Source organism: Paraburkholderia sp. GAS82, assembly GCF_050436285.1.
GTDB classification, from domain to species: domain Bacteria; phylum Pseudomonadota; class Gammaproteobacteria; order Burkholderiales; family Burkholderiaceae; genus Paraburkholderia; species Paraburkholderia phenazinium_B.
In genome coordinates, this window is record NZ_JBNDLX010000001.1 from 1014067 (window position 1) to 1040452 (window position 26386).

The window sequence follows — 26386 nt, forward strand, 5'->3', positions numbered from 1 at the left end:
CCACGCACGGCCGGCTGCTGTCAGCGGCGACCTGCCTCTGGCGGTGCCAACACATCGAATTGATATGAGGTTGGGCCAACGCAATCAGCGCGGACATGGGCGTGCTCGAACAGTTCGGCAGATAAACCCGTCGCGCCTTGCTGAAGGTTTGTTCGCTAACACCGCGGGTGCGTCCGCCGCTGCCTCCCACTGCGCCGAATAGTGCTTCGACTTTTAACGACCAATTTGCAGACTTTTCCGCACGAATTTGGGCGGCACGCAGGGTAAAAACCCTTAGGAGCTAGATAAGCTCCGCATCGCGGCCTCCCAATCTTTGTAGTCCTGCTGAATCAGGCCGCGCCTCTCAAACAATCGCAAGGAGGCCAGGCCAATGACAGACCTGCAGGGCGCACTTCAGGTCCTACCGGGGCGACAGGCGTACCACCTTGACGTACCCGGTACGGACAGCGCGGCGGCGCTCTCTGTGGTGTCGTTCGAGGCCACCGAGAAGATGGGTGCACCGACCGAGGTGCGTATCGTATTGACCCACCCGCAACAGCTTGCGCGCTCCGAATACCTGAGCCGTGACGCGTCGTTTGCCATCGTGCCGGACGATGGGCCACCCCGGAAATTCTCCGGCTTCATCGTGCGCTTCTCAACGATCCAGAACACGAAGGACTACGTCAAGTATGAAGTCGTGTTGCAGTCGCATTTCGGGCGGCTGGCAGCAGTAACCCGAAACAGGATCTTCCAGCATGGTTCAACGCCCGAGATTCTGGCGGAGATGTTGCGCGGTCACGGAATGCTTGAGCACCAGTTCAGTTTCCGGCTACGCCGCCAGTATCCGAAGCATGCTTTTCGCATGCAGCACGGCATGAGCGACCAGAATTATGCGCATATGCAGCAGGAGAAATCGGGCATCTACAGCTATATCCAGGAGACGGAATACGGCGACCAGGTGGTGTTCGGGGACGACGTAGATCATTACATCTACGACGAACCGCAACGCGTCGTGCCGTACCGCGAAGCAACGGGACTTGAGGCGTGCGGCGTCGAGGCGGTGACGGCGATAAAGACGCACTCCGCGACGGTGCCGCAGTCGTTCATGGTCGCGGATTACAACCCGGAGCAAGCCTGGGAGCGTTTGCGCGACACGTCCAACATTGCGCCCAGCGATCCCACCACTTACGGCCAGTCCTATATTTATGGCACTCACCACCTGGACCAGGCGGGAGCGAAGTGGGAAGCGCAGCTTCGCCACGAAGCGGCCATCGCCTGGCAGGTAGTCTTTGAAGGCGACAGCAACGTGCTGAACCTGCAGCCGGGGCGCGTGCTGGAAACAGATCTTGTTCTGCCCGATGCACCCAAAGGCCAGTTGATTGTCGAGGTCACGCACAGCGGCGCGCGCGATACGCCCTACTCGAACAGCTACAAGGCAATCCCCGCTGACCGGCGCTTCCGTCTCAGGCTTGAGACGCAAACCTGGGCCAAAGTGACCGGCACGCTCAGCGCACGCGTCACCAGCCCGGACTCCTACAAATACGCATACATAACCGCAAACGGCCACTATACGGTGCGTTTTGATGCGGACTTCGAAACGTGGCCCAACGGCGGAGAAAGTGTTCCGCTACGCCTCGCAAAGCCGTTCGCGGGCAAGCTGCAAACCGGCATGCACTTTCCGGCGCTGGACGATGCCGAAGCCGTGATTACCTGCCGCGACGGCGACCCGGACAAGCCCGAAATCGTTGCGTTCCACCATCACAGCCAGGCGCGCGACCTGGTGACAAATGACCGGCGCTGGCTCTCACGGAATGTGATCCGCACCCAGGCGAACAACAAGATCCGCTTTGAGGACTGGGCGGGCCAGGAAGGCGTCAAGCTCAGCACGGAGCACTCGGGCAAATCGCAACTGAATCTCGGCTACCTGGTTGACAACAAACTGGAAAAGCGCGGCGAAGGCTATGAGCTTCGCACATCCGGTTACGGAGTGAGCCGCGCAGGTAAGGGAATGATGGTCACGGCATATGACCGTCCAGGCGCGAGCGGGAAGCAGCTCGACATGCAGGAAACCATCGCGCAACTGGAAAGCGCGCTGGCGACTGCGAAGGCGCTGGCGGCATCGGCGCAAAGCGCCAAGGCCGAGCCTGCCGACACTGATGCGCAGAAGCAGATGAAGGAAGACTTCGACGGGCTGAAGAAGCCGGGTCTGCTGATGAGCACCCCGGCATCGGCGGCTGTTGTCGCGGCCGGCGGCGTGCAGTTTGCGGTGCAGGACAGCATCAACGCTGTAGCCGGGAAGAACGCCGACTGGAGCGTGCTGAAACGCTTCACGGTCGCAGCAGGCGAAAAGATTTCCCTGTTCGCGCAGAAGTTCGGTGCCAGGATTTTTGCGGCAAAGGGTCCGGTCGAGATTCAGGCGCAAGATGGGCCGATGTCTTTCATCGCGGACAAAGATCTCGACCTTGCCAGCGTCAATGGAAAGGTCAACCTGGCGGCGGCAAAGGAGATCATCCTGGAATGCGGTGGTGCGTTCGTCCAGATGAAGGACGGTAGCATCACCCTCGGTGGTCCTGGCGATCTGTTCCTCAAGACGATCACGGTGCAGAAGAAGAGCAAGGCGTCGCTGAACATGCCGCTGGACCGGAACCACCCGGCGCTCGCCGGTCTGCCGACCATACCGCTTACCCTGGATGTGGCTGGGTCTCCGGCGGCAAGGACGGCCGTGCCAACCGGCATGCCGTACAAGCTTTTTGCTGATGGTTCATTGATGAAGCAGGGCGTGTTCGATGAAACAGGCCTGATCCAGATCGATCACCATCCCACTACGCATAAGTACACGCTGCAACAGGCTAATGGCGTGACGCATGACATCCCGGTTGCAGAGAATTATCGCGGTGATGCCGTCAACGGCGCACTGGCCAATCAGGGCATCCGTTTTCATGAAGGTCTGCCGGGCGCCAGGTCCGGTACTGTCGATCGCGCCGAACACCGCGCCAGTTACAACCCGCTGCTCAACCCTGATACGGACGCCTGACCATGAAACAGCAGAGCGCTACCACGCCGCTCGCGCTTTCCTGCACGCGAAGCGCAACGCTCACCTCCCCATGGTTCGTGCAGCGCACCGAATACAACCCCGCGCAGGCCACGTACCTGCCGCTCGTGAATGGCGAGACGGCCTTCGCGGCGGTGTTCGACGCCATACGAAACGCGGAGCACAGCATCGATATCCTGTGCTGGGGTTTCCAGCCGTCCATGTATTTCAGACGGGGCAGCGACGCGGCGGGTTCGCCGTCGATCGGTGAACTGCTCGAATACAAGGGCCTCGAAAAACCTCACATCAGGATCCGGCTGCTGGTCTGGAGCGACTCACTGCACGTGGCGTCCTTCTCGGAAGACATGATGCCAGGCAACCACGGGCCAGTCGGGCTGGCGGGGGCTGCACAGGACGGGCGCACCCGCGCCCAGCGGGAATTCGACCAGCTCTGGTACTGGCGGGCCAACCGGAACAATGTCACGCGGATGTCGGCCGGGACGAGGGCCAATCCGTTCCCCGCAGCGAAATCGGTGGTGACCGCGGCATTGAACGCATTGCCGGGTGCGCCCAGGCCGCTGGCAAACATTGAATTCGCCACGCGCGATTTCGATCTGAGGGAGCGTGCCGAAATCGCCTGGCGCACATGGATGAGCGGCCCGGCGGGCGACCCCACGCTGAGAGAGCGGAACACCGCGGCGATGACGGCGGAACCCTCGCATCACCAGAAGATGGTGCTTGTCGACTACGAGCTTCCCGAGCGGGCCATCGGGTTCGTGATGGGGCACAACACGCTGGATGAATACTGGGACCGGGACGATCACACCTGGCAGCGGCAGGCGCCGCGAATGGGACGCAACGGCCTGCATCCGCGGCAGGACATGTCCGCGAAGGTGACGGGTCCGGTCCTCGAGTACCTGAACGAGAATTTCTGCGAGGCCTGGGACGACGCGACCGGGCAGAACCTGACCCAGGCGCGGGCGGCGCTGGCTTGCCGGCTGAAGCTGCGCCCGGATCACGGTACGCCGGTGATGGCGCAGATCCTTCGCACGCAGTCGCAGCACGGCAAGGACGGCACGAAGGACATCGCGTCGCTGTACCTGCAGGCGGTGAACAACACGACGAGATTCGTGTACATCGAAAACCAGTATTTCCGTTACATGCCGGTGGCCGACAGGCTGCGGGAGAACGTCAACGCGCAGATCAAGGGGGGGCGCAACCCGGCGAAGCATGGTGAGGTGTATCTGTTCGTGGTCACGAACTCGAACGACGACGGCATCGGCCGCGGGACAGTGAGCAGCTACCAGATGCTCGCGGCGCTCGGATATGGCGACCGGATGCCGGGGGTCGAGACACTGGAGAAGAACGACCAGCTTACGCAGCAGGAGCAGACGCTGGAGAAGCAGCTTGCTGACGAACAGGCGGCCAGCCAGCGCGCGATGATGCAGGGCGCGGGTTTCTCGCAGATGCAGGGGCTCGCGAATTACCTGCAGGGCGGCCAGCTCCGGCAGGCGGAAATCGGGCAGCAGCTGGAGCAGACGAGGCAGGAGAAACGGCGGGTGGCGAGCGTGAGCCCGGACGGCATGACGAAGGAGGGAGAGCTGGTGCCGCCGCAGGATATGCCGGGGATGAAGGTGCTGGTCTGTACCCTGGTCGCACCGGACACGCCTGCAGGCAAGGCGTGGGACTACGTCTATGTCCACCAGAAGCTGATGATCGTCGACGACGTGTTTACGACGCACGGCTCGGCCAATGTCAACCGGCGCAGCATGGAGGTGGATAGCGAACTGAATATCTGCCATGAGCATGGCGGCCTGACGTCCGCGCTGCGCAAACAGATGTGGGCGCTGCATACGAACAATCTGGGTGCTCAGGATGACGTGTCGGAGGCGTATCAGCAATGGGGCAAGGTCATTGCCCAGAACACCAAAAATCAGAACAAGAAATTGGCGCCGATGGCGTCCCTTGTAGGCTTCCTGCGGACCTCACCCACACGCACTTACGAGGATTGAACCATGAGACCAGGCATGCTCGTCGCCCTGCTGGCGGCCCTCGCCTGCGCCTGTACAAAGGAGAACCCCTTGGCTTCACTACCCAGCATGAGCGCCGTGCGCGCGAATCTCGCCTTTACCTGCGTACACGAGGACGACCACCTGCCGCCGCTCGATCCTGCAGCGGACCAGCTGTTCAGATACGGCCGCTGGCTGCAGAAGCAGGACGGCCCGAAGGACTTCGACGATATCGCGCGGTATTACCGGATCGCGGCGGCGCATGATCACTACAAGGCCAACACCAACCTTCAGGCGCTGGTGTCGACGGGGCTGGCCGATTCTCCGGATGCACCGAAAGAGACGATCGACCTGGCAGTGCAACTGGTCAAACAGGGCGTGCCGGCCGGCTACTACGACATCGCGCATTACCTCGAACTCGGTTACGGGCTGAAGCAGGATAGCGAGACCGCGTTGCGCTATTTCCGCAAGGCAGCGGACCTGGGCAGTCCGGACGCGCAGTATTACCTCGCAGAGAAACTGGATCCGATTGACGCCGCACCTGAGGTTGCGCTGCAGATGTACCGGTGCTCAGCGGATCAGGGGCATGGCAAGGCCGCGACCTCCCTGGCGATTGATCGCAAGACGGACAAGTTCTATGCCGAAGCACTCAGGGCTTTCCAGCAGGGCGTCGTGGCGGGAAATAGCATGGCTGCGTCGTTTCTCGAAGACGGTTTCAAGGGTCCCCCACCGGACGATCGCCTGAACTACCTGGCTGTCCAGAGCGATCCCGAACGCTCGCATCGCTACAGACTGATCCGTAAATTCCTCGACGGCAACGAAGGTCTGAACCCGAAAGTCCCCGACGTCGACCAGATCGTGCCACTGCCGCCCGCGAAACTGCCGCCGTGGGACGGCACGTTCCAGTGGGAGAAGGAACAGGCCGCAGCCGTGCCGCCGCAGAAACCCTCGGATGCGCTGGTTGAAAGGCTGGCCCGCGAGAAGAGCCTCGACCCGGCGACAGGGCTTCGGGTCAGTACCGCGCATGAAAAGGAGCTGGAGAGCCGCGTGCCGCTAGGCACGCTCGTTCGCCCCGGCGAAGTCTGCCCGCAGGACGGCGTGTGGTGTGTCCGGGGATTTGCTTCGGTCAGCTACGACGCGACGCGCCGTTTCAGGAAAGGCGAGAAGATGCCGCCACTCGCCCTGAAGGATCCCCGTCCCATTCCTGGCCTGGACTGGCTGCTCGGTATGCGCGTCTACCGCACCAATGAGGAATGGAGCCTCAAGGCATACGTCGACGAGGCATAAAGGCGTGAGTCCGGGAGAACATGCGCCGCCCGCCATTTAGTTATCGGGCGGCGCTGACGCGTCGGATAGCCTCGAGGCAACGCGTCGTTTCAGCAAGGGCGAGACGATGCCGCACCTCGTCATGGACAATCCCCGTCTCATTCGGTGACTGGACTGGTTGCCTGGCATGCGCACCTGCACGTCCGATAGGGCATGGACCGTGGCGGCTTACCTTGATCTGGCGTAGGACATCGGGCTCGTCCGATGTCAGTGGAAACTTTTCGCGTCCGCGAATAAACGGGAGGAATTGAAAATGATGGCAATGATCCATGCGCCGATCTGGATGCAAGACCTGGTCACTTTCCTCTTTAGTATGGAAGGCTGTGTACTGCTGGCCTTTATTGCATCGATCCTGCTCGGCCCCCGCCGGTTCAGGGTCAACACGTGCCGGCTCGCGTCGGCGCTGGTCGGCGGGGCCTTGGCGGGTGGCCTGGTCGCGTTCGACGGGCTTGGCTTGCCAGTGCTCTTGGCTGTGGCGATAGGTGGAGCGGTGGCCGTCCCCTTGCTTCTGAGCGCGCGGGTGCACCGGTTCTGGTGCTGGGCCTTTGCTCGCCGTGCATAGGACGGAAGGACAGAAAGGCAGTGGGTGCGGCGCTTACGTATCAGCAATGGAGCCGGATCATTTCAGGAAACAGCAGATACCTGGGCAGTAAGCCACCCCGTCGGCGTTCCTTGCGGATTTCCTGCGCACTTCTCTCAAACACGCTTACGAGGATTGACCCATGAGACGAGGCATGCTTGTCGCCCTGCTGGCGAGTCTTGTCTGTGCCTGTACCAAGGTGAATCCATTGTCTTCGCTACCTGACCTGAGCGCCGTACGCGCGAATCTCGCCTTTACCTGCGTACACGAGGACGACCACCTGCCGCCGCTCGATCCTGCAGCGGACCAGCTGTTCAGATACGGCCGCTGGCTGCAGAAGCAGGACGGCCCAAAGGACTTCGACGATATCGCACGGTATTACCGGATCGCGGCGGCCCACGATCACTACAAGGCCAACACCAACCTTCAGGCGCTGGTGTCGACGGGGCTGGCCGATTCTCCGGATGCACCGAAAGAGACGATCGACCTGGCAGTGCAACTGGTGAAACAGGGCGTGCCAGCCGGCTACTACGACATCGCGCACTACCTCGAACTCGGTTACGGGCTGACGCAGAACAGCGAGACCGCGTTGCGCTATTTCCGCAAGGCGGCGGATCTGGGCAGTCCGGACGCTCAGTATTACCTCGCGGAGAAACTGGACCCGGTTGACGCCGCACCTGAGGTTGCGCTGCAGATGTACCGGTGTTCAGCGGATCAGGGACATGGCAAGGCCGCGACCTCCATGGCTATTGGTCGTGCGGTAGACAAGTTCTACGCCGAAGCAGTAAAGGCTTTCCAGCAAGGCGTCATGGCGGGAAACAGCATGGCTGCGTCGTTTCTTGAAGACGGCTTCAAGGGCCCCCCACCGGACGATCGCCTGAATTATCTGGCTGTCCCAAACGACCCCGAACGCTCGCGTCGCTACAGAGCGATCCGTAAATTCCTCGACAGGAACGAAGGTCTGAACCCGAAAGTCCCCGACGTCGACCAGATCGTGCCATTGCCGCCCGCGAAACTACCGTCGTGGGACGGCACGTTCCAGTGGGAGAAGGAACAGGCCGCAGCCGTACCGCCGCAGAAACCCTCCGATGCGCTGGTTGAAAAGCTGACCCGCGAGAAGAACCTCGACCCAGCGACAGGGCTTCCCGTGGCACCCGTCAAAAGTGCGAAGGCTGAGCGCGTGCCGTTGGGCACGCTTGTCAGCCGAGGCAATGTCTGTCCGCAGGACGGCGTCTGGTGTGCGGAGGCATTCGATATGTATAGCCTCGAGACTATGCGCCGTTTCAGGAAAGACGAGACGATGCCGCAACCCGCGCTTAACGATCCCCTGTCCACCCCTGCCGTGAACTGGCTCCCAGACATGCGCGTACATCGTACCGATGCGCAATGGATCCGCAAGGCTTACATCCACGATGCGTAGCGCACAGCACGCGTGACGCGTACCAGGGCACGGACAACCACACCTGGCTGCGGCTGGCACCGCGGACAGGGCGCGACGGCCTGCACCCCCGGCATGACAAGTCCGCGAAGAGCCCGCGTCACCGGCGATTTATTGCACGACAGCCTGTTCTCGACAGACCGGTTCGGGTTTATGCTGTTGGGCCATCGGGGACGTTATTTGCCTCTTTATGCGCTTCTTCATTCGCCACCCTAATTACCGTCCGGCTTCCCATGAGCGATCCCAATTCAAAAGACCCGTCCAGACCCACCGAGCAGCCCCTGGATCTGGCGGCCTTCCTGAACGCAGCAGACGAGCCCGCTGAAGCCGGCGCATTGCAGGTCACGCCCGAGCCCGCTACAGCCACTTCCAGTCTTCCCGTCGAGGTGCTGACGCCGATGGCGCCCGCAGAGCGGCTGGTCGACCTCTCCTCGCTGGCGCCGGAACAACGTGCGATCGCCCAGAAGCTGGCCGACGGCATCCGCTTCGACGACACCACGACCACGCTAAGCTTCGTCGATACGGCCTTGCAGCCGCTCGCGCTCGCGTCACGCCGCCTGCTCGCCGATACCACCGTGGGTGAAGCGGGCGAGATCGGTCGCATTGCTGCCGCTGTGATCGACGGCATCAAGATCCTGCGTATCGAGGAGCTTCAGGAAGAGGCGCGTGAAGTTGCGCCCAAAGCCGTCGGCTTCCTCAGCAAGCTGGGGCGCCTGGGCAAGGTGGCGCACAGCGCGGCCAAAACGTTCCAAGAGAACCGCAAGCAGTTTCTCGGTCTGATGGACGCGGAGGAGGCTCGCGCACGGCGCGCCAAGGCTGATCTGATGATCACGATTCAACAACTCGACGAACAGTCGAAAGCAGTGCGGCAGGGTGTCAGCAGTCTGTCGATCGGCATTGCCGCGATGCAACTGGCATTGGAGCGTGGCGTCAGCGAAGCGGAACAGCTGCGCCAGGTGGCCTTGCGCACCAATACGGCAGGCGACGCCGCCATCGCCATGGACTACCGCAACACGCTGGGCAATTTCCGCGGCAGGATCAGCGATCTTCGCGAAGCGATGATTTCCGCGGCGACGCTGATTCCCTTGATTGCGTCCAACCGCAAGGCGGCCGAGACGCGAGTGAGCAAGCTCACGACCGGCATCATGGTGACGATTCCGCGCCTGATGGCCGTGGCGGCGCAGGCCGTGGTGCAGGCCGACACGCGTCGCGCTGGTGAAGAAAGCGAAAAGCTCGACGAGGCGGCCCGCCGGATCACCGAGCTCGCGGTGCAAGGCGCACATGATGCGGCGGTCGATGCCGCGCACAGCCTGGGCGGCGACCCGCGCAACCTGGAATCGTTGGCGGCAGCGGCAACCCAGTCGATCGAAACGATGAAAGAAGTGCTCGCGATCGAGCAGCAGGTTCTCGCGCAAGATCGCGAGCGCGAGCAAAAGCTTATCGAAGTGCGCAACAAGCTGGTAGAAGGCATGCGCGGGGTGCAGGCCCAGGCGCTCGCCGCGCCGCCGGGAGCGTGACGTGTCCGAATCCAGATCCGACCTTGACGGCGGCCTCGCCGCGGGCTCGTCGCCCTTGAGCTTCGACCTTGCTGCCGCATGGCTGCGCCACGCCGAAGCCGATCGCGCCGACTTCCTCTCGCGCTTCGCGTTGATTATCTCCGAGGCGTTGCCGAACCATTCGCAGGTTCATCGCGTCCGGCACGGTTTGTTTCGGAAAACTGAGGAAATTGTCGGCGTCTCAGTGGCGTTCGACAACGAGACCTATACCATGCGCCTCAGAGATGGCCGGCACCTCGCGACCGAGATCGAAAAGAAGGTCAAAGGCGTTGTGCTGTCGACCCGCGAAATCGATCCTCACATGTGGATGGCTGGCCTGATGACGCAGGTCCACGAACGCACCGAGAAGGCGCGCGCAATGGCCGAGCTGCTGGCCGCACTCTGATCCACTCGAACAATTACGCAGGAGATGCCGATGGGTTGGCTGACTTCGCTGTTTGGTTCCAGCAATAGCTCCAATACGCCGCGCGGCCCGGCGCCGGATTTCTTCGACGCTGACGGCGTGCCGAACATGGTGCACCAGCGTCTCGCGGATTCGAAAAGCGGCACGCTGCCGTGGGTATCCACGCTGACCGCGCCAGAGATGGCCTTGGCACGCAGCCATGGCCTGAGAATGCTCGCGCCGATCGCGGCAACGTGCTGGATGCACTACGGATTTTCGTGGACGGAAGGGCACGCGCAGGGTTGGCGCACTGCCATCAAGCGCCTGCAGGCGGAAGCAGTTGCGCTGGGCGCCAACGCGGTGATCGACGTCAGGATGGTGACCGTCGACCTGTACCTTGAAAACAGCATGGATTACTCGCTGGTCGGCACGGCGGTGCGTATCGAAGGCTTGTCGCCGAGCACCGAGCCCGTCATCTCGACCGTACCGGCGCTGGAATTCATGCAGTTGCTGGAGGCGGGCATCATCCCGGTGGGCCTTGCCGTCGGCGCGCGTTTCGAGTGGAGCAACGGTCCGCTCGATACCGGTGGCGGCTGGTGGGGCAACCAGCCTTTGCTGCAGACCACGGCGTTCTGGGAACGGATCCGCCGCCACGCTCACGCCGATCTTCGCGCAGATGCGGCTCGCCAGGGTTCGGGCGTGCTTGCGCAACTGCAGTTTAGCCAGCTGATCCGTCTGGAAAGCGAGTCGAGGAATAACCCGCTGCTGGGCCGGCACATTGTGATGGGCACGGTGGTCGATTGCCCGCGCGGCGTTCCCGTACCTCAAGAAATCGAATTCGTGCTCGACTTGAGCGACAAGCGCGACAACCTGCGTTCCACTTCCGAGCACCACAACGCCTATAGCGACGGTATCTGAACCTTCTTCTCCTCAGGGAAAAACATGCCTGAAAACACGATGCAAGACGTCACCGCCCAGCTTCCCGCGAACGCCAAGGCGCGCCTTCAGGGGCTGCGCAGCGCGGCCCATCCGACCTCGGTGTTCACCTCCGACTTGTCGGTCAACGAGTTCCTGCTGGTTCGCAAGGCCGGCTTCGAGCCGATCGGCCTGTGCGTGGGCAGCAGCATCTATCACGTTGGAATCCAGTACGGCTCGTGGAACAAGAACCAGGAACTGGAAGTGCTGTCCCAGGCGATGTACCACGCTCGCGAGCTGGCGATGTCGCGCATGCGTGAGGAAGCCCGCGGCATGGGCGCGGACGGCATTGTGGGCGTGCGCCTCGAGATCAAGCACGTCGAGTGGGATGCGGACATCCTGGAGTTTGTCGCGATCGGCACAGGCGTCGTCCACAATCACGACACCAAAGGCTTTCGCGCTCACGACGGCGGTCCGTTCACCTCGGACCTGTCAGGTCAGGACTTCTACACGCTGCTGAATTCCGGCTACCGGCCTATCGAGCTCGTCATGGGCAGTTGCGTGTATCACGTCGCGCATCGCGGCATGCTGAAGGCGTTCAACCAGGCCGGCCGCAACGTCGAACTGGAGCAGTTCACCCAGGCCATTTACAGCGCACGCGAACTGGCGATCGAGCGCATGCAGATCGAAGCGCAAACCGCCAGGGCCGAAGGGGTGATCGGCACGATGATCCACGAGAAGTCGTATCGCTGGGAGAGCCATGTGATCGAGTTCTTCGCCATCGGAACGGCCGTGGCGCCGTTAAATGTGGAAATCGATGCAAAGGATATTCCTGCGCCCACGCTTGTGTTGTCAGTGAACGACTGATGGGGAATGTGACGTTTGCATGAAGCAATCTTCATGGTGATGAGTCCGCGTTTACGCGGCGCCGGGCTATTCTGAAGACATCGGGCAATCGTGGATGGACGAGTCGAAGCATCTGGATCGTTAAGACTCCTCTATCAATCGGGAAGCCTGAATCTTTTAATAGTCCGTCTTGTCCGGAGGCACCATGAAACTGCATCTTCATGCCATCGCATCCACCATTCTGATGAGCGCAAGCGTCGCTGCAATGGCGGCACCCACACTCACGCCGCAGGAATGCAACGATTATCCGTTCGTGCAACCGGCGGGCGATCTCACCCACGCGCAAGTCATGCAGAACCTCAAGGAGCTCGAGGACGTCGGCTATCGGCCCGCCCCGGCCGATCCGTACTATCCGCACAGAATCGAGCGGGCGGAGAAGAAGCTGCAGGTCGAATACCGTCGCGATTGCATGCACGGTAATCGTGGCGGCAACATCAATGGTTGATGCGACGCATAGGGCCGCGCTACGCGGCCCTATGCGTCGCCTGCAAGCCGTCTATGAGCCAAAGAACGGCTGGCAGAAGTCGGGTGGTCCCATGCAGTCGCCGGGTCCGTTAGGCGATGGATGCAGCGATGCGCATCCGCACAGCGTCGCGCCAGCCGCGACAAAAACAGCTAGCCGCACGATCTTGATGGTCAAGCTTCGTAGTTTCATGGTTCCGCCAGTTTTACAGAGAGGTGCGCGCGCACCGGCCCACCCGTTGGATGCAGCGCGATGCGTAACCGCGAGAGGACATCAGCGTCGTTAATGGTGTGCGTAGACCGTCTTGTTGAGGTAGGCGAGTTGCCCATCCTGCTCGGCATGCACGAGTTCCTGATAAACCTCGGCGCGCGTCTTGCCGGCGACCGGCTGACCGTACGGCGCCACCCATTGACCGTCTTGCGGCTGTTGCTGAGCGACCGTCATGGCGCTGCTGGAATCGCTAGCGGGAGCGCCGTTTGGCGAGGAGGTCGTTTGCGCAAACGCTGCGCTGGTTACGAATACGCCGGCTAATGCGGCGAGCGTCATGAGTTTCATCGTTTCATCTCCATGCGTATATGGCTTTAAGCGGCCCGGCGATACAACGTAGGTGTGCTGCGCCTGTTGCTGCGTTTGCTGCTGTATTTGCCGCTGCATTTGCCGCTGTATTTGCCGCTGAGTTTGCCGGTTAGATACAGAATAAAGCGGGCGATTTATCGCAGCGGGTGCATGAAAATGAAGAGATATTTAAATCACATCGTCTCGGTCTGGCCAGGAAAATCCGTGGTTATTGCGGCTCGTGCACATCGCCAGGCGCGGTGCTCAGGCTCACTGGATTGAACGGCCGGGTCTGGTCCGCAGTGGGGAGCTCAGCCGTGCTCCAGCCACCGCCCAAAGCGCCCGTGAGCGCCACCGCGGTCTGCAGACGTCGCGTCTGCACCTGCACTTCCGTAATCTGCGCGGTGAGTGCCGCGATCTGGGCCACGGTGACATTCAGGTAGTTGTCCAGACCATCCCGGTACAGGCTCATGGAGATGTTTTGCACCTTGAGGGCGGCCTGCAGGGCGGCCTGCTGTTGGGCCGCCTCGGTGGCGAGCTTGCTGGTCAGCACCAGATTGTCTTCGACCTGCCGGAACGCGGTGAGCACCGTCGACCGGTAGTTGTCGCCGGTCTGGGCAAACCTGGACCAGCTCGCCTGCACCTCAGCCTTGCGCAAACCCCCTTCGAATAGCGGCAGCATGGCGGACGCACCCACTGCCCACAGCGTATTGGGCAGCGAGGCCAGGGCGAAGCCCGTGTCCTCGAAGCCGCCCATCGCGTTGAGGCGAATGTTCGGATAGAAAGCCGCTCGCGAGACGCCGATCGCTGCATTGGCAGCCGCCATGGCGCGTTCGGCCTGAGCGATATCGGGACGCCGTTGCAGCAGAGCCGAGGGCACGCCGGCCGGCACTTCCGGTAGCGCGATATGAGCGTCGGTGCGCACCGGCAAGCTGAACGTGGTGGGGTTCGCGCCGCTCAACACTGCGATTGCATGTTCGAGAACGGCGCGTTGTGCTTCAACGTCCGTATCCATGGCTTGTGCCGAAGCGAGCTGATTCTGGGCACGTTCGACGTCAAGGCCTGAGGAAATCTTGCCGGCATAGCGCATCTGCGTAATCTTGACCGCGTCGAGATACGAAGCGATGGCCTGCTGATACGCCGCATGCTCGGTATCGAGGCCATGAGCGGCCATGTAATCGCTGGCCAGTTCCATCTCGAGGCTAAGCCGGGCTGACGCGACTTGCGCCGCCGTGGCCTGGGCGCTTTCCTTCGCCGACTTCGCGCTATTGCGGATCTCGTCCCAGAAGTCCGGCTCCCAGGTGGCTGCGGCGCCGTAGCCGTTCGACTGCTCGTGATTGAGGCCGGTGCTGTTATGAAACAGCGTGTGCGCGGATTCTCCGTTCTGGCTGACGAACGCCTGCGAGGTCAATTGCGGAAACAGGCCCGATTGAGCCTCGCCGACGACGTCCCGCGCCTGGGTATAGGTTTCCTGCGCGGCCAGCAGATCGGGATTAGCCGCATCGAGTTGAGCTTCGAGGCGATCGAGCTCGGGGTCGTTGAACATCTGCCACCATGGGCCGCGTGCGAGCTGATCCTGCGGAGTCGCTTCGACAAACGGTCCCGAGCCGCGGTAGTCGGCCGGCAGGATCATTTTGGGCGGCGTATAGGTGGGTGCGAGATCGCAGCCCGAAAGAACGGTGAGCATTGCCAGGCAGGCGATCGGCCTCACGCGGAAAATCCGATGGCCAAACAGGCGGGTAAATTGGCGGCCAGGTTGCCGGTTAGTACAGCGCATCATTTCCCCGAATCGTTACGTGCGGCTTCAATCTTGGCGCGCTGCTCAGCGCTCAGGTTGGCGGGGACAGGGGTGGCGGCGTGGAACTGCGGAGAGAGCGCGACGCCAGGCGCACCGGTGACGATTCGCACCTTCTCGCCTTCGAGAATCCCGGCTGAGGGATTGACGATCAAGCGGTCGCTGCGCGTCAGACCGGAGACCACCTGCACGGTCTGCCCGAGGTTGAGGCCGAGCTTGACGTCCTGCAGATGAACCTTGTCGTCGGCCCCAACCAGCGCGACCTGCATGCCTTCCGCGCGAAACAGCAAGGCCTGTTCGGGGATGATCAGCACGTTGGGATCGGATGGTATGACGAAATGCACGTCGGCATACGTGCCAGGCCAGATCAGATGATCGGGGTTCTTCACCAGCAACTCGGTTACGACCGTGCGTGTCTGCGGGTTGAAGGCATTCGCGGTGGTGTCGAAGGTGGCCTCGAACCTGCGGCCCGGATACTGCGGCAGCGAGAGCGTGGCGGTCAGGCCAGGCTTGAGGATCGAGGAATAGTCCTGCGGCACCGAGACGAACACACGCATCTCGTGGATATCGGAGACGCTGAATAGCTCGTCGGCCGCGCCTTGTGAGCTGACGTCGCCGCCGGCCGCATTGACGTAGTTGCCGACGTCCGTGTTGCGCGACGTCACCACGCCGTCAAACGGGGCAACGATTGCCTTGAAGCCTTCGAGCACCTTGAAACGCGCGACCTGGTGCTCTGCTGCGCGTGCCTGGGCCTTCTGTGCGGCGGCATTCGCCACCTGCACATCCACTTCCTGCTGCGAGACGGCCTCGGTTCCCTGCAGGGCGGTCCAGCGTTTGGCCGTCACCGCCGCGAGGTTGTAGTTGGTGCGGGCGACATCGAGATTCGCCTGGGCGCTTTCGTATTGTTCATCGACAGCGGGCGCGTCGATGGTCGCGAGCAGATCGCCCGCCTTGACCACCGCACCGTAGTCCTTGTACCACTTCGACACATAGCCGGACACCTGCGCATAGATCGGCGCCGAGTACCAGGCGTGGATGTTGCCGGGCAGCGTCATGGTGCGGGAGGCGGGGCCGGGCATCGGCGACATTACCTGCACGGGTGGGACCGAATCTTCGTTGGCGACGTCGCGCAGATCGGCGAGGTTGTCGTGCCGCTGGACGATGCCGAGCGCCACGAGGGCGAGCGCGACCAGCAGGCCCACGCCGGTCAGCAGCCGCACTTTCGGACGGCCGGGGAGGGAGATATCTCGAAGGGTGTTCATGCGTGCAGTTCCCTGTCTGTCTGGGTCTTCCGGTCGCGATGCAGCAGCGCGAACACGCAAGGTACGAATAGCAAGGTGGCGAAGGTGGCGACCAGCAGGCCGCCGATCACGGCGCGTCCAAGCGGGGCGTTCTGGGTATTGCTGAAGGACATCGGCAGCATGCCGATAATCATGGCGAGCGCCGTCATCAGTACTGGACGGATTCGGGCAAAGCCGGCTTCGATAGCGGCCGCGACAGGGTCGCCGTGGACTGCGAAATGTTCGCGGGCAAACGACACCACCAGAATCGAATTGGCGGTCGCCGTGCCCATGCACATGATGGCGCCCGTGAGCGCCGGCACCGACAGCGTGGTGTGCGTCAGAAACAGGCTCCAGACGATTCCCGCGAGCGCAGCGGGCAACGCGGTGATGATGATGAACGGGTCGAGCCAGGACTGGAAGTTGACGACGATGACGAGATATACGAGCAGGATCGACAGCGCGAGTCCTTCCAGCAACTGCGAATAGGCGCTGCTCATGGTCTGGGCCTGGCCGCGCAGGTGGACCGACGCGCCGTGCGGCACCTGATCGGCCATATCGGCGACCACTTTCTCGACCGCGTCGTGAACCGCACCGAGGTCGCGCCGCTGATTGCTCACGAAGATATCGATGGCAGGCAGGATGCTGAAGTGCGAGGCGAGCAACGGCGTGCCGGTCTGGCTGATGGTACTGAGTGCGCCGAGCAGTTGCACGCCGTGGTCGTTAGGATCGCCATCGCCTTTGTCGATTGGTATGGTCTCCAGATCGTTCATCGAGCTCAGCTGATCCTGTGGCGTCTGCAGGTTGACGAGGTGCGAGACGCCGCTCGAGGTGTCGAGCCAATACGTCGGCGCCGTCTGACCGCTACCCGACAAGGTGGCGAGCGTGTTGTTGGCGATATCTGCTTCCGTCAGCCCGATCCCCGAAGCGAACGAGCGCGATGCCGCGATCTTCAGCGTGGGTTCGTCGAACGCCTGCTGGATGTTGACGTCCGCGCTACCAGGAATGCGCCGGATGCGTGCGGCCAGTTCCTGCGCGTAGGCGAAGTTCGCAGCTTGCCCGCGGCCGGCAACCTGTACGTCGATCGGCGCCGGCAAGCCGAAGTTGAGAATCTTCGCAGTGATGTCGCCGGGCAGGAATGTGAAAGCGGTACCCGGATACAGTAGCGGCAACTGACGCCGCAGCTTGAACCGGTAATCGTCGACGGGCGAGCGGTCGTTTTTCAGGCTGATCGTGATGTCGCAATCCTGCGGACCGATGGTCCCCGTCGAGTTGTAGGCCTCGTTGATGCCGCTGGCGGGCAGGCCGCAATTGTCGAGGACGTTGGTGACTTCGCCGGGCAGGATCTGGCGGATCGAGGCATTCACGAGTACCGCAAGCCGCGACGCTTCCTCGAGACGGGTGCCGACCGGCGCACGCATATGCATGTCGATCTCACCCGACTTGATGCTCGGAAAGAAATCGCGGCCGAGAAAGCCGAGCAGGCCGAGCGAAGCGAACGAGCCCGCCACGAAGATCGAGATGAAGCGGCCGCGGTGCGCCACGATGCCGGTCAGCAAAACCTTGTACTGGTTGCGAAAACGCGTGAAGCGGTGTTCGAAGCCTCTTTGAAAGCGCGTGAACGGTCCCGGGTTGGGGGCATGCCCGTGCTTGTGCGCTTCCACCTGGCCGCGCAGCAGATAGGCCGCCATGGTCGGCACGAGCGTGCGCGAGAGGATGAACGAGGCGATCATCGCGAAGATGATGGCTTCGGCAAGCGGCAGGAACAGATAACCGGCCACGCCGCTCAACTGGAACAACGGCAGCCAGACGATGCAGATACACAGTGTCGCGACGAACGTGGGCACGACGATCTGGTTAGCCGCGTCGATGATGCCGGGTTCAAGCTCCGCGCCGGCCTCCAGATGCGAATCGATGTTCTCGATCATGACGGTCGCGTCGTCCACGAGAATCCCCACGGCTAGCGCCAGACCACCGAGCGTCATCACGTTGATGGTCTGACCGAGCCACGAGAGCACCAGCACCGAGCACAAAATGGCGAGCGGGATCGAGGTGGCGACAATCAGCGTCGAGCGCCAGCTGCCGAGAAACAGCAGCACCGTCAGGCCGGTCAGAATGGCCGCGGTGATCATCTCCTGCACCACTTCATCCACCGAGTCGCGCACAAATCCCGAGGCGTCGTTGAGCGTAGTGATTTTCACGCCGGGCGGCAGGGTGCGGATAATGCCTGGCAGTGCTTTCTTGATGCCGTCGACCACTGCGAGCGTCGAGGCATCGCCGCTCTTCAGGATCTGGATCAGTACCGCCTGCTTGCCTTTTACGAGCACGGCGTTGATCTGCGGTGGCGAGCCGCGGTGCACATAGGCCACGTCGCGCAGATAGACGGTGGCGCCGTCGACGGTCTTGATCGGCAGGTTGTTGAAGGTGGAAACGGCGATTGGGCTCGCGTTGGTTTCGACCATGAAGTCCAGCGCGCCGATCTTCTGGTCGCCGGCGGGCAGCACGACGTTCTGCGAGCTGAGCGCGTGCGCTACGTCGACCGCCGACAAGCCGTGTGCAAGCAGCCTGGTCTGATCGAGATCGATTTCGACGTTCAGCGAGGCGCCGCCATACGGCGTTGGAATCGCAGCACCGGGCACAGCGACCAGTTGCGGGCGGATCAGATTGGACGCCATGTCGTAGACCTGCGCCGCAGTCATGCCGGCCGCCGACACCTGCAGGTCCAGCACCGGCACTGAGGAGGCGTTATACGAAAGGATCTGCGGTGGCGTGATGCCAGCGGGCATCTGCTTGAGTACGGTCTGCGAGGCCGCGGTGATCTGCGCCTGTGCTGCGGCGACGTTGGTGCCCGGTTGCAGGAACACCTTGACGATGCCGCGCCCGTAGAGCGACTGACTCTCGATATGCTCGATGTTCTCGACGGTCGAGGTGAGCGAGCGCTCGTAGTAGTAGATCACGCGGCCGGACATGTCCTGCGGCGTCAGACCGTTGTAGGTCCAGACCACAGCCACCACCGGAATACGGATGTTCGGAAAAATATCGGTCGGGGTCCTGAGCACCGCCATACCGCCGAACAGCACGATCAGGATGCTCATCACTACAAAAGTCAAAGGTCTGCGTAACGCGACAAGGACAATGGCGTTCATTGGGTGCCGTTCAAAATGCAAGGGAGTCGAGTCGTGGGCAGCCCGTGGGCGACGCTGGGGCCTTGAACGCATGATGGGTGAGGCGACGTAACGCGGCATCGCCAGACCGATTAAGCATTTTTTATGGTTTTGACATCGGGAGACGGAGTGGAGCAGGCCGCGAATGCAATCCTATGCTGTTAGTTGTCGTACAACTGGGTGTGGCGTCTGATAGGCTTCAGCGCGTCCCCGACCTCATGCCTAGCCTTATTTCCTAGTCGTATCATGGCTTTGCGCCGAACACCGGGTAAACACCCGTGATCTCCTCCTTGATCCCGACAGGTTGACGGACATACGATGTCTACCGCGAGGCGAGCGGTACCGACGTGCGTTGGCCGCTTTTAAAAACCATATCGAGTGGAGAGAGACGCCATCATGGGAATCAAGGTACGAGGGCTACGCTGGTGGATGATCGCCTTGCTGGCACTGGGCACGGTCATGAACTATCTGGCGCGCAGTTCGCTCGCCATCGCCGCGCCGACGGTCATGCAAAGCCTGCACATCACCACCAGTCAGTACGGCTGGATTACCGGCGCGTTTCTCGTCATGTACCCCTTGGGTGGCCCGCTCACCGGTTACCTGATGGATCGCATTGGCCTGCGTTTTGGCTTTCTGCTGTGCGGCCTCGCGTGGTCCGTTATCTGCATGGCGCACGGCTTTGCCACTGGCTGGGTCGGTCTGTTTGTTTTGCGCGGCATGCTTGGCCTCGTCGAGGCGTCGTTCATTCCGGCCGGCATGCGGCTCGCAGCGTTCTGGTTCCCGCTGCGCGAACGTGCGATTGCCGCGGGCGTGTTCAACATCGGCACGTCGATTGGCGCGATTGCCGCGCCACCGCTGATCGCGTGGTCGATCCTGCGCTACAACTGGCAAGCTGCCTTCGTGATCGCAGGCGGCATCGGCTTTATCTGGGCCGTGTTGTGGATCGCCTTCTATCGTCACCCGAGCGCGCACTCTGCGCTAAGCGAGCGGGAAGCCGCATATATCGTCGACGGCAAGGCGCTTGGTCTTGCCGAAGACGGTTCGAAACCGAATCTGCGCGAAATCTTCAGCTCGCGTAATTTCTGGGGCATCGCGCTGCCGCGCTTTTTTGCCGATCCCGTGTGGGGCACCCTGGTGTTCTGGATGCCACTGTATCTGCATCAGGCGCGCGGCTTCGATCTGAAAGCGATTGCGATGACCGCGTGGCTGCCGTTCGTTGCAGCCGATGTCGGCTGCCTGATGGGCGGCTCCGTGTCGTTCTTTCTGAACCGTCACTTCAATCTCTCGATCATCAACGGCAAGCGCGTTGTCTTCACGTTCGGCGCGCTGCTGATGACGGCCATGGCAGGCGTCGGCTATGTGAAGGATCCGGCCATGGCGATCTTCCTGCTGTGCCTCGGCGGCTTCGCACATCAGACGCTATCGGTGACAGTGATTTCAATGTCCGCGGATCTGTTTCCGCGTCATGAGGTGGCGACCGTGACGGGATTCGCGGCGCTCAGCGCCGGTATCGGCAACCTCGGCTTTACCCTGGTGATGGGCGCGCTCGTCATGACCATCGGCTATGCACCGTTCTTCGTGGCGCTGGGCCTCGGCGATCTGGTGGGCGTGGCGCTGATCTGGAGTCTGGTGCCTCCTGTGCTGGCTGAGCGCCGTGCCAGCGCGCAGGTGGCGCGCGCCGCGAGCGCGTAGCGTTGTCCGTTCCCGCCCAGGCAGAGTATGCTGAGATACTCAAAAGAACGGGAGGGCATCCATGAACATCAATCCGCTCGCCGGCAAGCTCGCACCGCATGAAATGCTTGTCAATGTCCCCCGGCTTGTCACGTCGTACTATTCAGAAACGCCGGACCCGCAGATCCCCGCACAACGCGTTTCGTTCGGCACCTCGGGGCACCGTGGCTCGCCGTTCGAACGCAGCTTCAATGAATGGCATGTGCTCGCCATTACGCAGGCCATCTGTCATTACCGCAAGCAGCAGGGGATCGATGGGCCGCTGTTTCTCGGCATCGATACGCATGCGCTCTCCGAACCCGCCAACGTCAGCGCGCTAGAGGTGCTGGCCGCCAATGGCGTCGACGTCATGATCGCGCAGAACGGCGAATACACGCCTACGCCCGCGGTTTCCCACGCAATCCTCACGTATAACCGTGGCCGCACCGCGGGCCTCGCTGATGGCATCGTGGTGACGCCTTCGCACAACCCGCCCGATAGCGGCGGCTTCAAATACAACCCGCCGAATGGCGGCCCCGCTGACGGCAGTGTCACCGGCTGGATCGAAAAGGCCGCGAACGGCTTGCTCGAGGCCGGTCTCGATGGCCTGCTGCGTGTGCCGCTGGCGAAGGCACTGGCCTCGTCGCACACGCACCGGTACGACTATCTGAACACGTACGTCGCCGACCTCGTCAACGTGCTCGACATGGATGTGATCCGTGGTGCGCCGATCCGCCTCGGCGTCGATCCGCTCGGCGGCGCCGGCGTGCACTACTGGGGGCCGATTGCGGATCGCTATCACCTGAACCTCACCGTGCTCAACGATGAAGTGGATCCGACCTTTCGCTTCATGAGTCTCGATTGGGACGGGCGGATTCGCATGGACCCGTCTTCGCCTTACGCGATGCAACCGCTGCTCGCCCAGAAGGACCGCTTCGATGTGGCCTTCGCGTGCGACACGGATCATGACCGGCACGGCATCGTCACGCGCGCAGCGGGCCTGATGCCGCCCAATCAATATCTCACCGTGCTCGTCGATTACCTGTTCGCGCATCGACCGCACTGGCCAACTCGTGCAGCGGTGGGCAAAACCATCGTCAGCAGTCAGATGATCGATCGGGTCAGCGAGAAGCTTGGGCGCACGCTTTACGAAGTGCCTGTTGGCTTCAAATGGTTCGTTAGCGGCCTGCTCGATGGTTCATTGGGGTTCGGTGGCGAGGAGAGCGCGGGAGCGAGTTGCCTGCGGCTCGACGGCACGGCGTGGTCTACCGACAAGGACGGCATCGTGCCCGCGCTGCTCTCGGCCGAAATCACGACACGCACCGGCCGCGACCCTGCTGAAATCTACCGGGATCTGACCCAGCGTTTGGGTGAGCCGGTCGAACGCCGCGTGCAGGCGGCCGCCACGGCGCCGCAGCGAGCGCTGTTGGGACGGTTGTCGCCCTCGCAGTTTCCGCATACCGAACTGGCTGGCGAAAAGATCCTGCAGGTGCTCGACCGTGCGCCGGGTAACGACGCGGCCATAGGCGGCATCAAGGTAATCACGCAGAGCGGCTGGTTTGCCGCGCGTCCTTCAGGTACTGAGGATATCTACAAGATTTACGCAGAGAGTTTCCTCGGCGAGGAGCATCTGACGCGCATCGTCGAGGAAGCGCAGACGATGGTGGACAGTACGCTTGCGCAGCAGGGCGCGACGCCCTGAGGTCAGTTAGCGCTGGGTGTGGCAGGGACTGCGTTTGACGCATGCGCGTTACTGCGTCGACGCGTCCCAGTACACGTTGAACCCCATCAGCGCGGTCAGCGTCTGCGCCGCCTGCTTCATCATTTCTCCCACCTCGCTCATCGACGGTACAGGGGCGTTGTCGATCCGCTCGATATACGGCGAGGTTAGCGTTGCAATGGCGTGCCCATCCCGGCCGAATACCGGATAGGCGAGGTTCTTCACGCCTTTGACCTGGCGGCTCGGCATCCGCGCGTTACCGTGTTTGCGGATCTGCGCCAGGTCCTTCGTCAACTGCTGGGGATCCACGGCCTGCTCGCCTTCCACCGGCACGTGCAGTTCGAGCATCTCGAGGCGCTGCGGCTCTTCCTGGAACGCCAGCAGCACCTGCCCCGATGCGGTATCGGTGAGACCGATCAAGGTTCCCACCTTCAATGAGAAACCCCAGCGCTCGGGACTCTCGACGCCGGCCACGATCAACACGCGGCCCTTCTGATACACGCACAGATGAAACGACTGTCCGGCCTGCTTGGCGAGTTGCGTCATCAGCGGCAGCGCGGTCGATACGAGCGAGCGCACCGGTTGATGCCGGTGCGCCAATTGAAACAGCAGCAGCGACAGCACGTAGCGGTCGCCGGCAGCCTGCAGATAACCGCGCGTTTCCAGCGTGACCACCATGCGGAAGATCTCCGCGGTGGTGCGGCCCAGTTCCTTGGCGAGTTCCGCAAGCGATAAGCCCTCGGGGTGGCCCACCAGCAGTTCGATGATGTCGAGGCCCTTTTCCAGGGCCGGCGCCGAGTAGCGTGTCGCGTTGTCGTTCAATTTTCCTCCCGCAATGCCAACGGATGCCCGATCAGATGGCGCACATGATAACCAGAGGGATTGTAGGGCCGGAGAAGGCGAAATGAGCGATCCTGGCGGCCATTCCGCAGACGGGGAAAACACCTAGTAAATTTCATACATGAAATGCATTTTCATACCTAAAATTTAACGAGTCGCGGAACGAGCGTGTTCCGGGCCACCAGTCAGCAGGCCGCGGACATGGCAATCACGTGGAGGCGAGGGGAATGGCAGCCGTTGCATTCGAACAGGTGCGCAAGTCGTTCGGCGCCGTTCAGGTTCTCAGGCAGATCGACCTGGCTGTACCGGACGGCGAGTTTCTGGTGCTCGTCGGGCCGAGCGGCTGCGGCAAATCCACCTTGCTGCGCGCGTTGGCAGGGCTTGAGGGCGTTACGCACGGGCGCATCCTGATTGACGGGCAGATCGTCAACGCGCTGCCGCCGCGTGATCGCGATGTCGCGATGGTGTTCCAGAACTACGCGCTTTATCCGCACATGACGGTGCTCGAAAACCTGACGTTTGCGCTCAAGCTGCGTAACCACGACGCCAAGGAGATTGCGGCGCGGGCGCAAAAGGCGGCGGCGCTGCTGGGTTTGCAGGAGCTGCTCGGCAGACATCCTCGCCACCTGTCAGGCGGCCAGCGCCAGCGAGTGGCGATGGGCCGTGCCATCGTGCGCGACCCGAAGGTCTTTCTGTTCGACGAGCCGCTGTCGAATCTCGATGCGCGGCTGCGCGTGCAGATGCGCGCGGAGATCAAGGCGCTGCACCAGCGCTTGCGCGCCACCACGGTCTACGTGACTCACGACCAGATCGAGGCCATGACGATGGCTGATCGCATTGTCGTGCTCAACGGTGGCGAAATTGAACAGGTCGGCACGCCGCTCGCGCTCTATGACGATCCTGACAATCTCTTCGTGGCGGGTTTCATCGGCTCGCCGGCGATGAATATCTTCAACGGTGTGTATGAACAGCATGGCGATGGCGCATGCGTTCGCGTCGGCGAACTCGCATTGCCGGTGCCGCCTGTCAATGCCGCGCACGGCCAGCAGGTGGTGTACGGCGTGCGGCCCGAACATCTCGGCCTCGCAGGCGAGGACGGCATGCCGTTCGCGCTCGACGTGGTCGAGCCCACGGGTGCCGCAACCGAGTTGTTCGGCACGGTTGCTGGGCAGACCTGTTGCGTGATGCTCAACGGCCGTACCGATCTGCGCGCCGGCAGCCAGATTGCGCTGCGCGCCGACCTCGGCAAGGTACTCGTATTCGATCGCGCCAGCGGCAGGCGCTTGCGATGAACAGGAGTGCGAGCCGTCCCGCCGCGGGGCTCGCATGAAGTATTGGCCGCCGGCAAGCCGCGCGGTCTCACGGCGGAACTCATAAAAGAGGAGACAATGATGCGCTATCTAACCATGCCGACCATGTTCAGGCTCGCCGCTTCGGTGCTCGCGCTCGCGGGCATCGTTGCGTCCGGCCTCGCTCATGCCGACGACGAATACAAAGGCTACACACTGCGGGTCAAGCTGATCGGCGGTGTGCAGTACGAGGCGCTCTATACGCGCATTCCGCTGTGGGAAAAGCAGACTGGTGCGAAAGTCGAGATCATCTCGCGCAAGAGCCACTTCGAGCTGGATCGCGAACTGAAACAAGACATCGCATCTGGCCATATCGACTATTGCGTGTCGTCGAATCACACCAATTTTTCGGCCCAATACCCGATCTTCCGTGATCTGAAGGGACTCTTTCCTGCGAGTTATCTGGCCGCGTTTTCGCCGAGCCTGCTGAAGGCCTCGGAGATCAATGGACATCTGGTGCAGATTCCGCGCTCGGTCGATATCGAAGCGCTGTACTACGACAAGACTGCGTACGGCGATCCGGCCAACCAGGCCGCCTATAGCAAGCAGTTCGGAGAGACGCTCGCGCCACCGAAAACCTACGCGGAATTCACCCAGCAGGCCAAGTTCTTTACCAAGGCGCCGAACTTCTATGGCACGCAGTTTCCCGGCAAGGACGAAGCGATTACGGGTACGTTCTATTCGCTGCTGATCGCCAATGGCGGACAGTTGCTCGATGCAAAGAACCGTGCCGCGTTCAACTCGCCGATTGGCGTCAAGACGCTCAACTGGTTCGTGGATCTCTACAAGGCCGGTGCGGTGCCCAAGGGCGTGCCGAGCTACGTCTGGGACGACCTCGGCAATAACTTTGCCGCCGGCAAGGTGGCGCTGGATCTCGACTGGCCTGGCTTCGCGTCGTTCTACAACGATCCGAAGACCTCCAAAATCGCGGGCAATGTGGGCGTCGTGCCGGCGCCGCTCGGTGCCGCCAACAAGCGGCCTGGCTGGTCCGGATCGCATAGCTTCTCGATCACGAAGAGCTGCGATCGTCCGGAGGTCGCCGCGAGCTTCGTCCAATTCCTGACCAGTTTCGATTCGCAGATGGTGGAGGCGCGCCTCGGCACGATTCCGTCGCGCGTCGATGCGCAGCAGGCCGTTGTGAAGGAGTTCCAGGCGAAGAACGATGCGTACATGGCGAATGCCATCGCCGTGTTTAGCACGGCGGCACGTCAGGATGCCTTTACACCGCCGCGCATCCAGCAGTGGGACGAAATCTCGAATGCCTTGTGGCCTGAACTGCAGAAGGCGCTGATTGGCGACAAGTCGTCCCAGCAGGCGCTCGACGACGCGGCGAAGAAGGTCTCCGACATCATGCAGGACGCCTCCGACTAGCGATAAAGGCACCGCAC

Annotated in this window: 20 protein-coding genes; 14 read left to right on the plus strand and 6 right to left on the minus strand. The window is 62.1% G+C overall.

What is annotated here, in order from left to right; all coding sequences use genetic code 11:
- Positions 1-370: 370 nt before the first annotated feature.
- The 10 genes from P3T17_RS04425 to P3T17_RS04470 all read left to right on the plus strand — a co-directional run bounded on the left by P3T17_RS04425 (position 371) and on the right by P3T17_RS04470 (position 12567).
- Positions 371-3013 carry a type VI secretion system Vgr family protein gene (locus P3T17_RS04425; RefSeq protein ID WP_429404920.1) on the plus strand — a complete coding sequence of 881 codons (2643 nt, stop codon included), beginning with the start codon at positions 371-373 and terminating at the stop codon, positions 3011-3013.
- A gap of 2 nt (positions 3014-3015) precedes the next feature.
- Positions 3016-5022 (plus strand): phospholipase D-like domain-containing protein, encoded by a 2007-nt coding sequence (locus P3T17_RS04430; protein WP_429404921.1) that lies wholly within the window; start codon positions 3016-3018, stop codon positions 5020-5022.
- 3 nt (positions 5023-5025) lie between these two features.
- Complete coding sequence (locus P3T17_RS04435) at positions 5026-6306, plus strand: SEL1-like repeat protein (RefSeq protein WP_429404923.1); 1281 nt, start codon at positions 5026-5028, stop codon at positions 6304-6306.
- 292 nt (positions 6307-6598) lie between these two features.
- Entirely contained in the window at positions 6599-6907 is a 309-nt protein-coding gene (locus tag P3T17_RS04440; RefSeq protein ID WP_429404925.1) for a hypothetical protein, read from the plus strand.
- Between the two features lie 160 nt (positions 6908-7067).
- Positions 7068-8345, plus strand: coding sequence for an SEL1-like repeat protein (locus P3T17_RS04445; RefSeq protein WP_429404927.1), 1278 nt, complete (start codon positions 7068-7070; stop codon positions 8343-8345).
- Positions 8312-9880, plus strand: coding sequence for a toxic anion resistance protein (locus P3T17_RS04450; RefSeq protein WP_429404929.1), 1569 nt, complete (start codon positions 8312-8314; stop codon positions 9878-9880). Before P3T17_RS04445 ends, P3T17_RS04450 begins: the two co-directional genes overlap by 34 nt.
- 1 nt (position 9881) lies before the next feature.
- Positions 9882-10304 (plus strand): hypothetical protein, encoded by a 423-nt coding sequence (locus P3T17_RS04455; RefSeq protein ID WP_429404931.1) that lies wholly within the window; start codon positions 9882-9884, stop codon positions 10302-10304.
- Between the two features lie 30 nt (positions 10305-10334).
- Positions 10335-11219, plus strand: a complete 885-nt coding sequence (locus tag P3T17_RS04460; protein WP_429404932.1) for a heavy metal-binding domain-containing protein — start codon at positions 10335-10337, stop codon at positions 11217-11219.
- A gap of 24 nt (positions 11220-11243) precedes the next feature.
- Complete coding sequence (locus P3T17_RS04465; protein WP_429404934.1) at positions 11244-12083, plus strand: heavy metal-binding domain-containing protein; 840 nt, start codon at positions 11244-11246, stop codon at positions 12081-12083.
- A 184-nt stretch (positions 12084-12267) separates the two neighbouring features.
- Entirely contained in the window at positions 12268-12567 is a 300-nt protein-coding gene (locus P3T17_RS04470; protein ID WP_429404936.1) for a DUF4148 domain-containing protein, read from the plus strand.
- A 51-nt stretch (positions 12568-12618) separates the two neighbouring features.
- Here P3T17_RS04470 and P3T17_RS04475 read toward each other — a convergent pair whose 3' ends face one another.
- The 5 genes from P3T17_RS04475 to P3T17_RS04495 all read right to left on the minus strand — a co-directional run bounded on the left by P3T17_RS04475 (position 12619) and on the right by P3T17_RS04495 (position 19361).
- Positions 12619-12777 (minus strand): hypothetical protein, encoded by a 159-nt coding sequence (locus tag P3T17_RS04475; protein ID WP_167379385.1) that lies wholly within the window; start codon positions 12775-12777, stop codon positions 12619-12621.
- 90 nt (positions 12778-12867) lie between these two features.
- Complete coding sequence (locus tag P3T17_RS04480; protein WP_074264490.1) at positions 12868-13140, minus strand: DUF4148 domain-containing protein; 273 nt, start codon at positions 13138-13140, stop codon at positions 12868-12870.
- Positions 13141-13369: 229 nt separating this feature from the next.
- Positions 13370-14920 carry an efflux transporter outer membrane subunit gene (locus P3T17_RS04485; protein WP_429404938.1) on the minus strand — a complete coding sequence of 517 codons (1551 nt, stop codon included), beginning with the start codon at positions 14918-14920 and terminating at the stop codon, positions 13370-13372.
- On the minus strand, positions 14917-16197 hold the full coding sequence (locus P3T17_RS04490; RefSeq protein WP_429404939.1) for an efflux RND transporter periplasmic adaptor subunit: 1281 nt from the start codon (positions 16195-16197) through the stop codon (positions 14917-14919). Before P3T17_RS04490 ends, P3T17_RS04485 begins: the two co-directional genes overlap by 4 nt.
- A complete protein-coding gene (locus P3T17_RS04495; RefSeq protein ID WP_074264493.1) occupies positions 16194-19361 on the minus strand; it encodes an efflux RND transporter permease subunit in 3168 nt (1055 codons plus the stop codon). The genes P3T17_RS04490 and P3T17_RS04495 overlap by 4 nt, the downstream gene beginning before the upstream one ends.
- A gap of 414 nt (positions 19362-19775) precedes the next feature.
- Between P3T17_RS04495 and P3T17_RS04500 the strand changes: the two genes are divergently transcribed.
- Positions 19776-21071 (plus strand): MFS transporter, encoded by a 1296-nt coding sequence (locus tag P3T17_RS04500; RefSeq protein WP_429404941.1) that lies wholly within the window; start codon positions 19776-19778, stop codon positions 21069-21071.
- A gap of 61 nt (positions 21072-21132) precedes the next feature.
- Complete coding sequence (gene pgm / locus P3T17_RS04505) at positions 21133-22791, plus strand: phosphoglucomutase (alpha-D-glucose-1,6-bisphosphate-dependent) (protein WP_429404942.1); 1659 nt, start codon at positions 21133-21135, stop codon at positions 22789-22791.
- A 48-nt stretch (positions 22792-22839) separates the two neighbouring features.
- Here pgm and P3T17_RS04510 read toward each other — a convergent pair whose 3' ends face one another.
- On the minus strand, positions 22840-23631 hold the full coding sequence (locus tag P3T17_RS04510; RefSeq protein ID WP_083611406.1) for an IclR family transcriptional regulator: 792 nt from the start codon (positions 23629-23631) through the stop codon (positions 22840-22842).
- Positions 23632-23876: 245 nt separating this feature from the next.
- On the opposite strand from P3T17_RS04510, the gene P3T17_RS04515 reads away from it, so the two are divergent.
- A complete protein-coding gene (locus P3T17_RS04515) occupies positions 23877-24941 on the plus strand; it encodes an ABC transporter ATP-binding protein (RefSeq protein WP_429404944.1) in 1065 nt (354 codons plus the stop codon).
- Between the two features lie 96 nt (positions 24942-25037).
- Positions 25038-26369, plus strand: a complete 1332-nt coding sequence (locus P3T17_RS04520; RefSeq protein WP_429404946.1) for an ABC transporter substrate-binding protein — start codon at positions 25038-25040, stop codon at positions 26367-26369.
- Positions 26370-26386 lie beyond the last annotated feature (17 nt).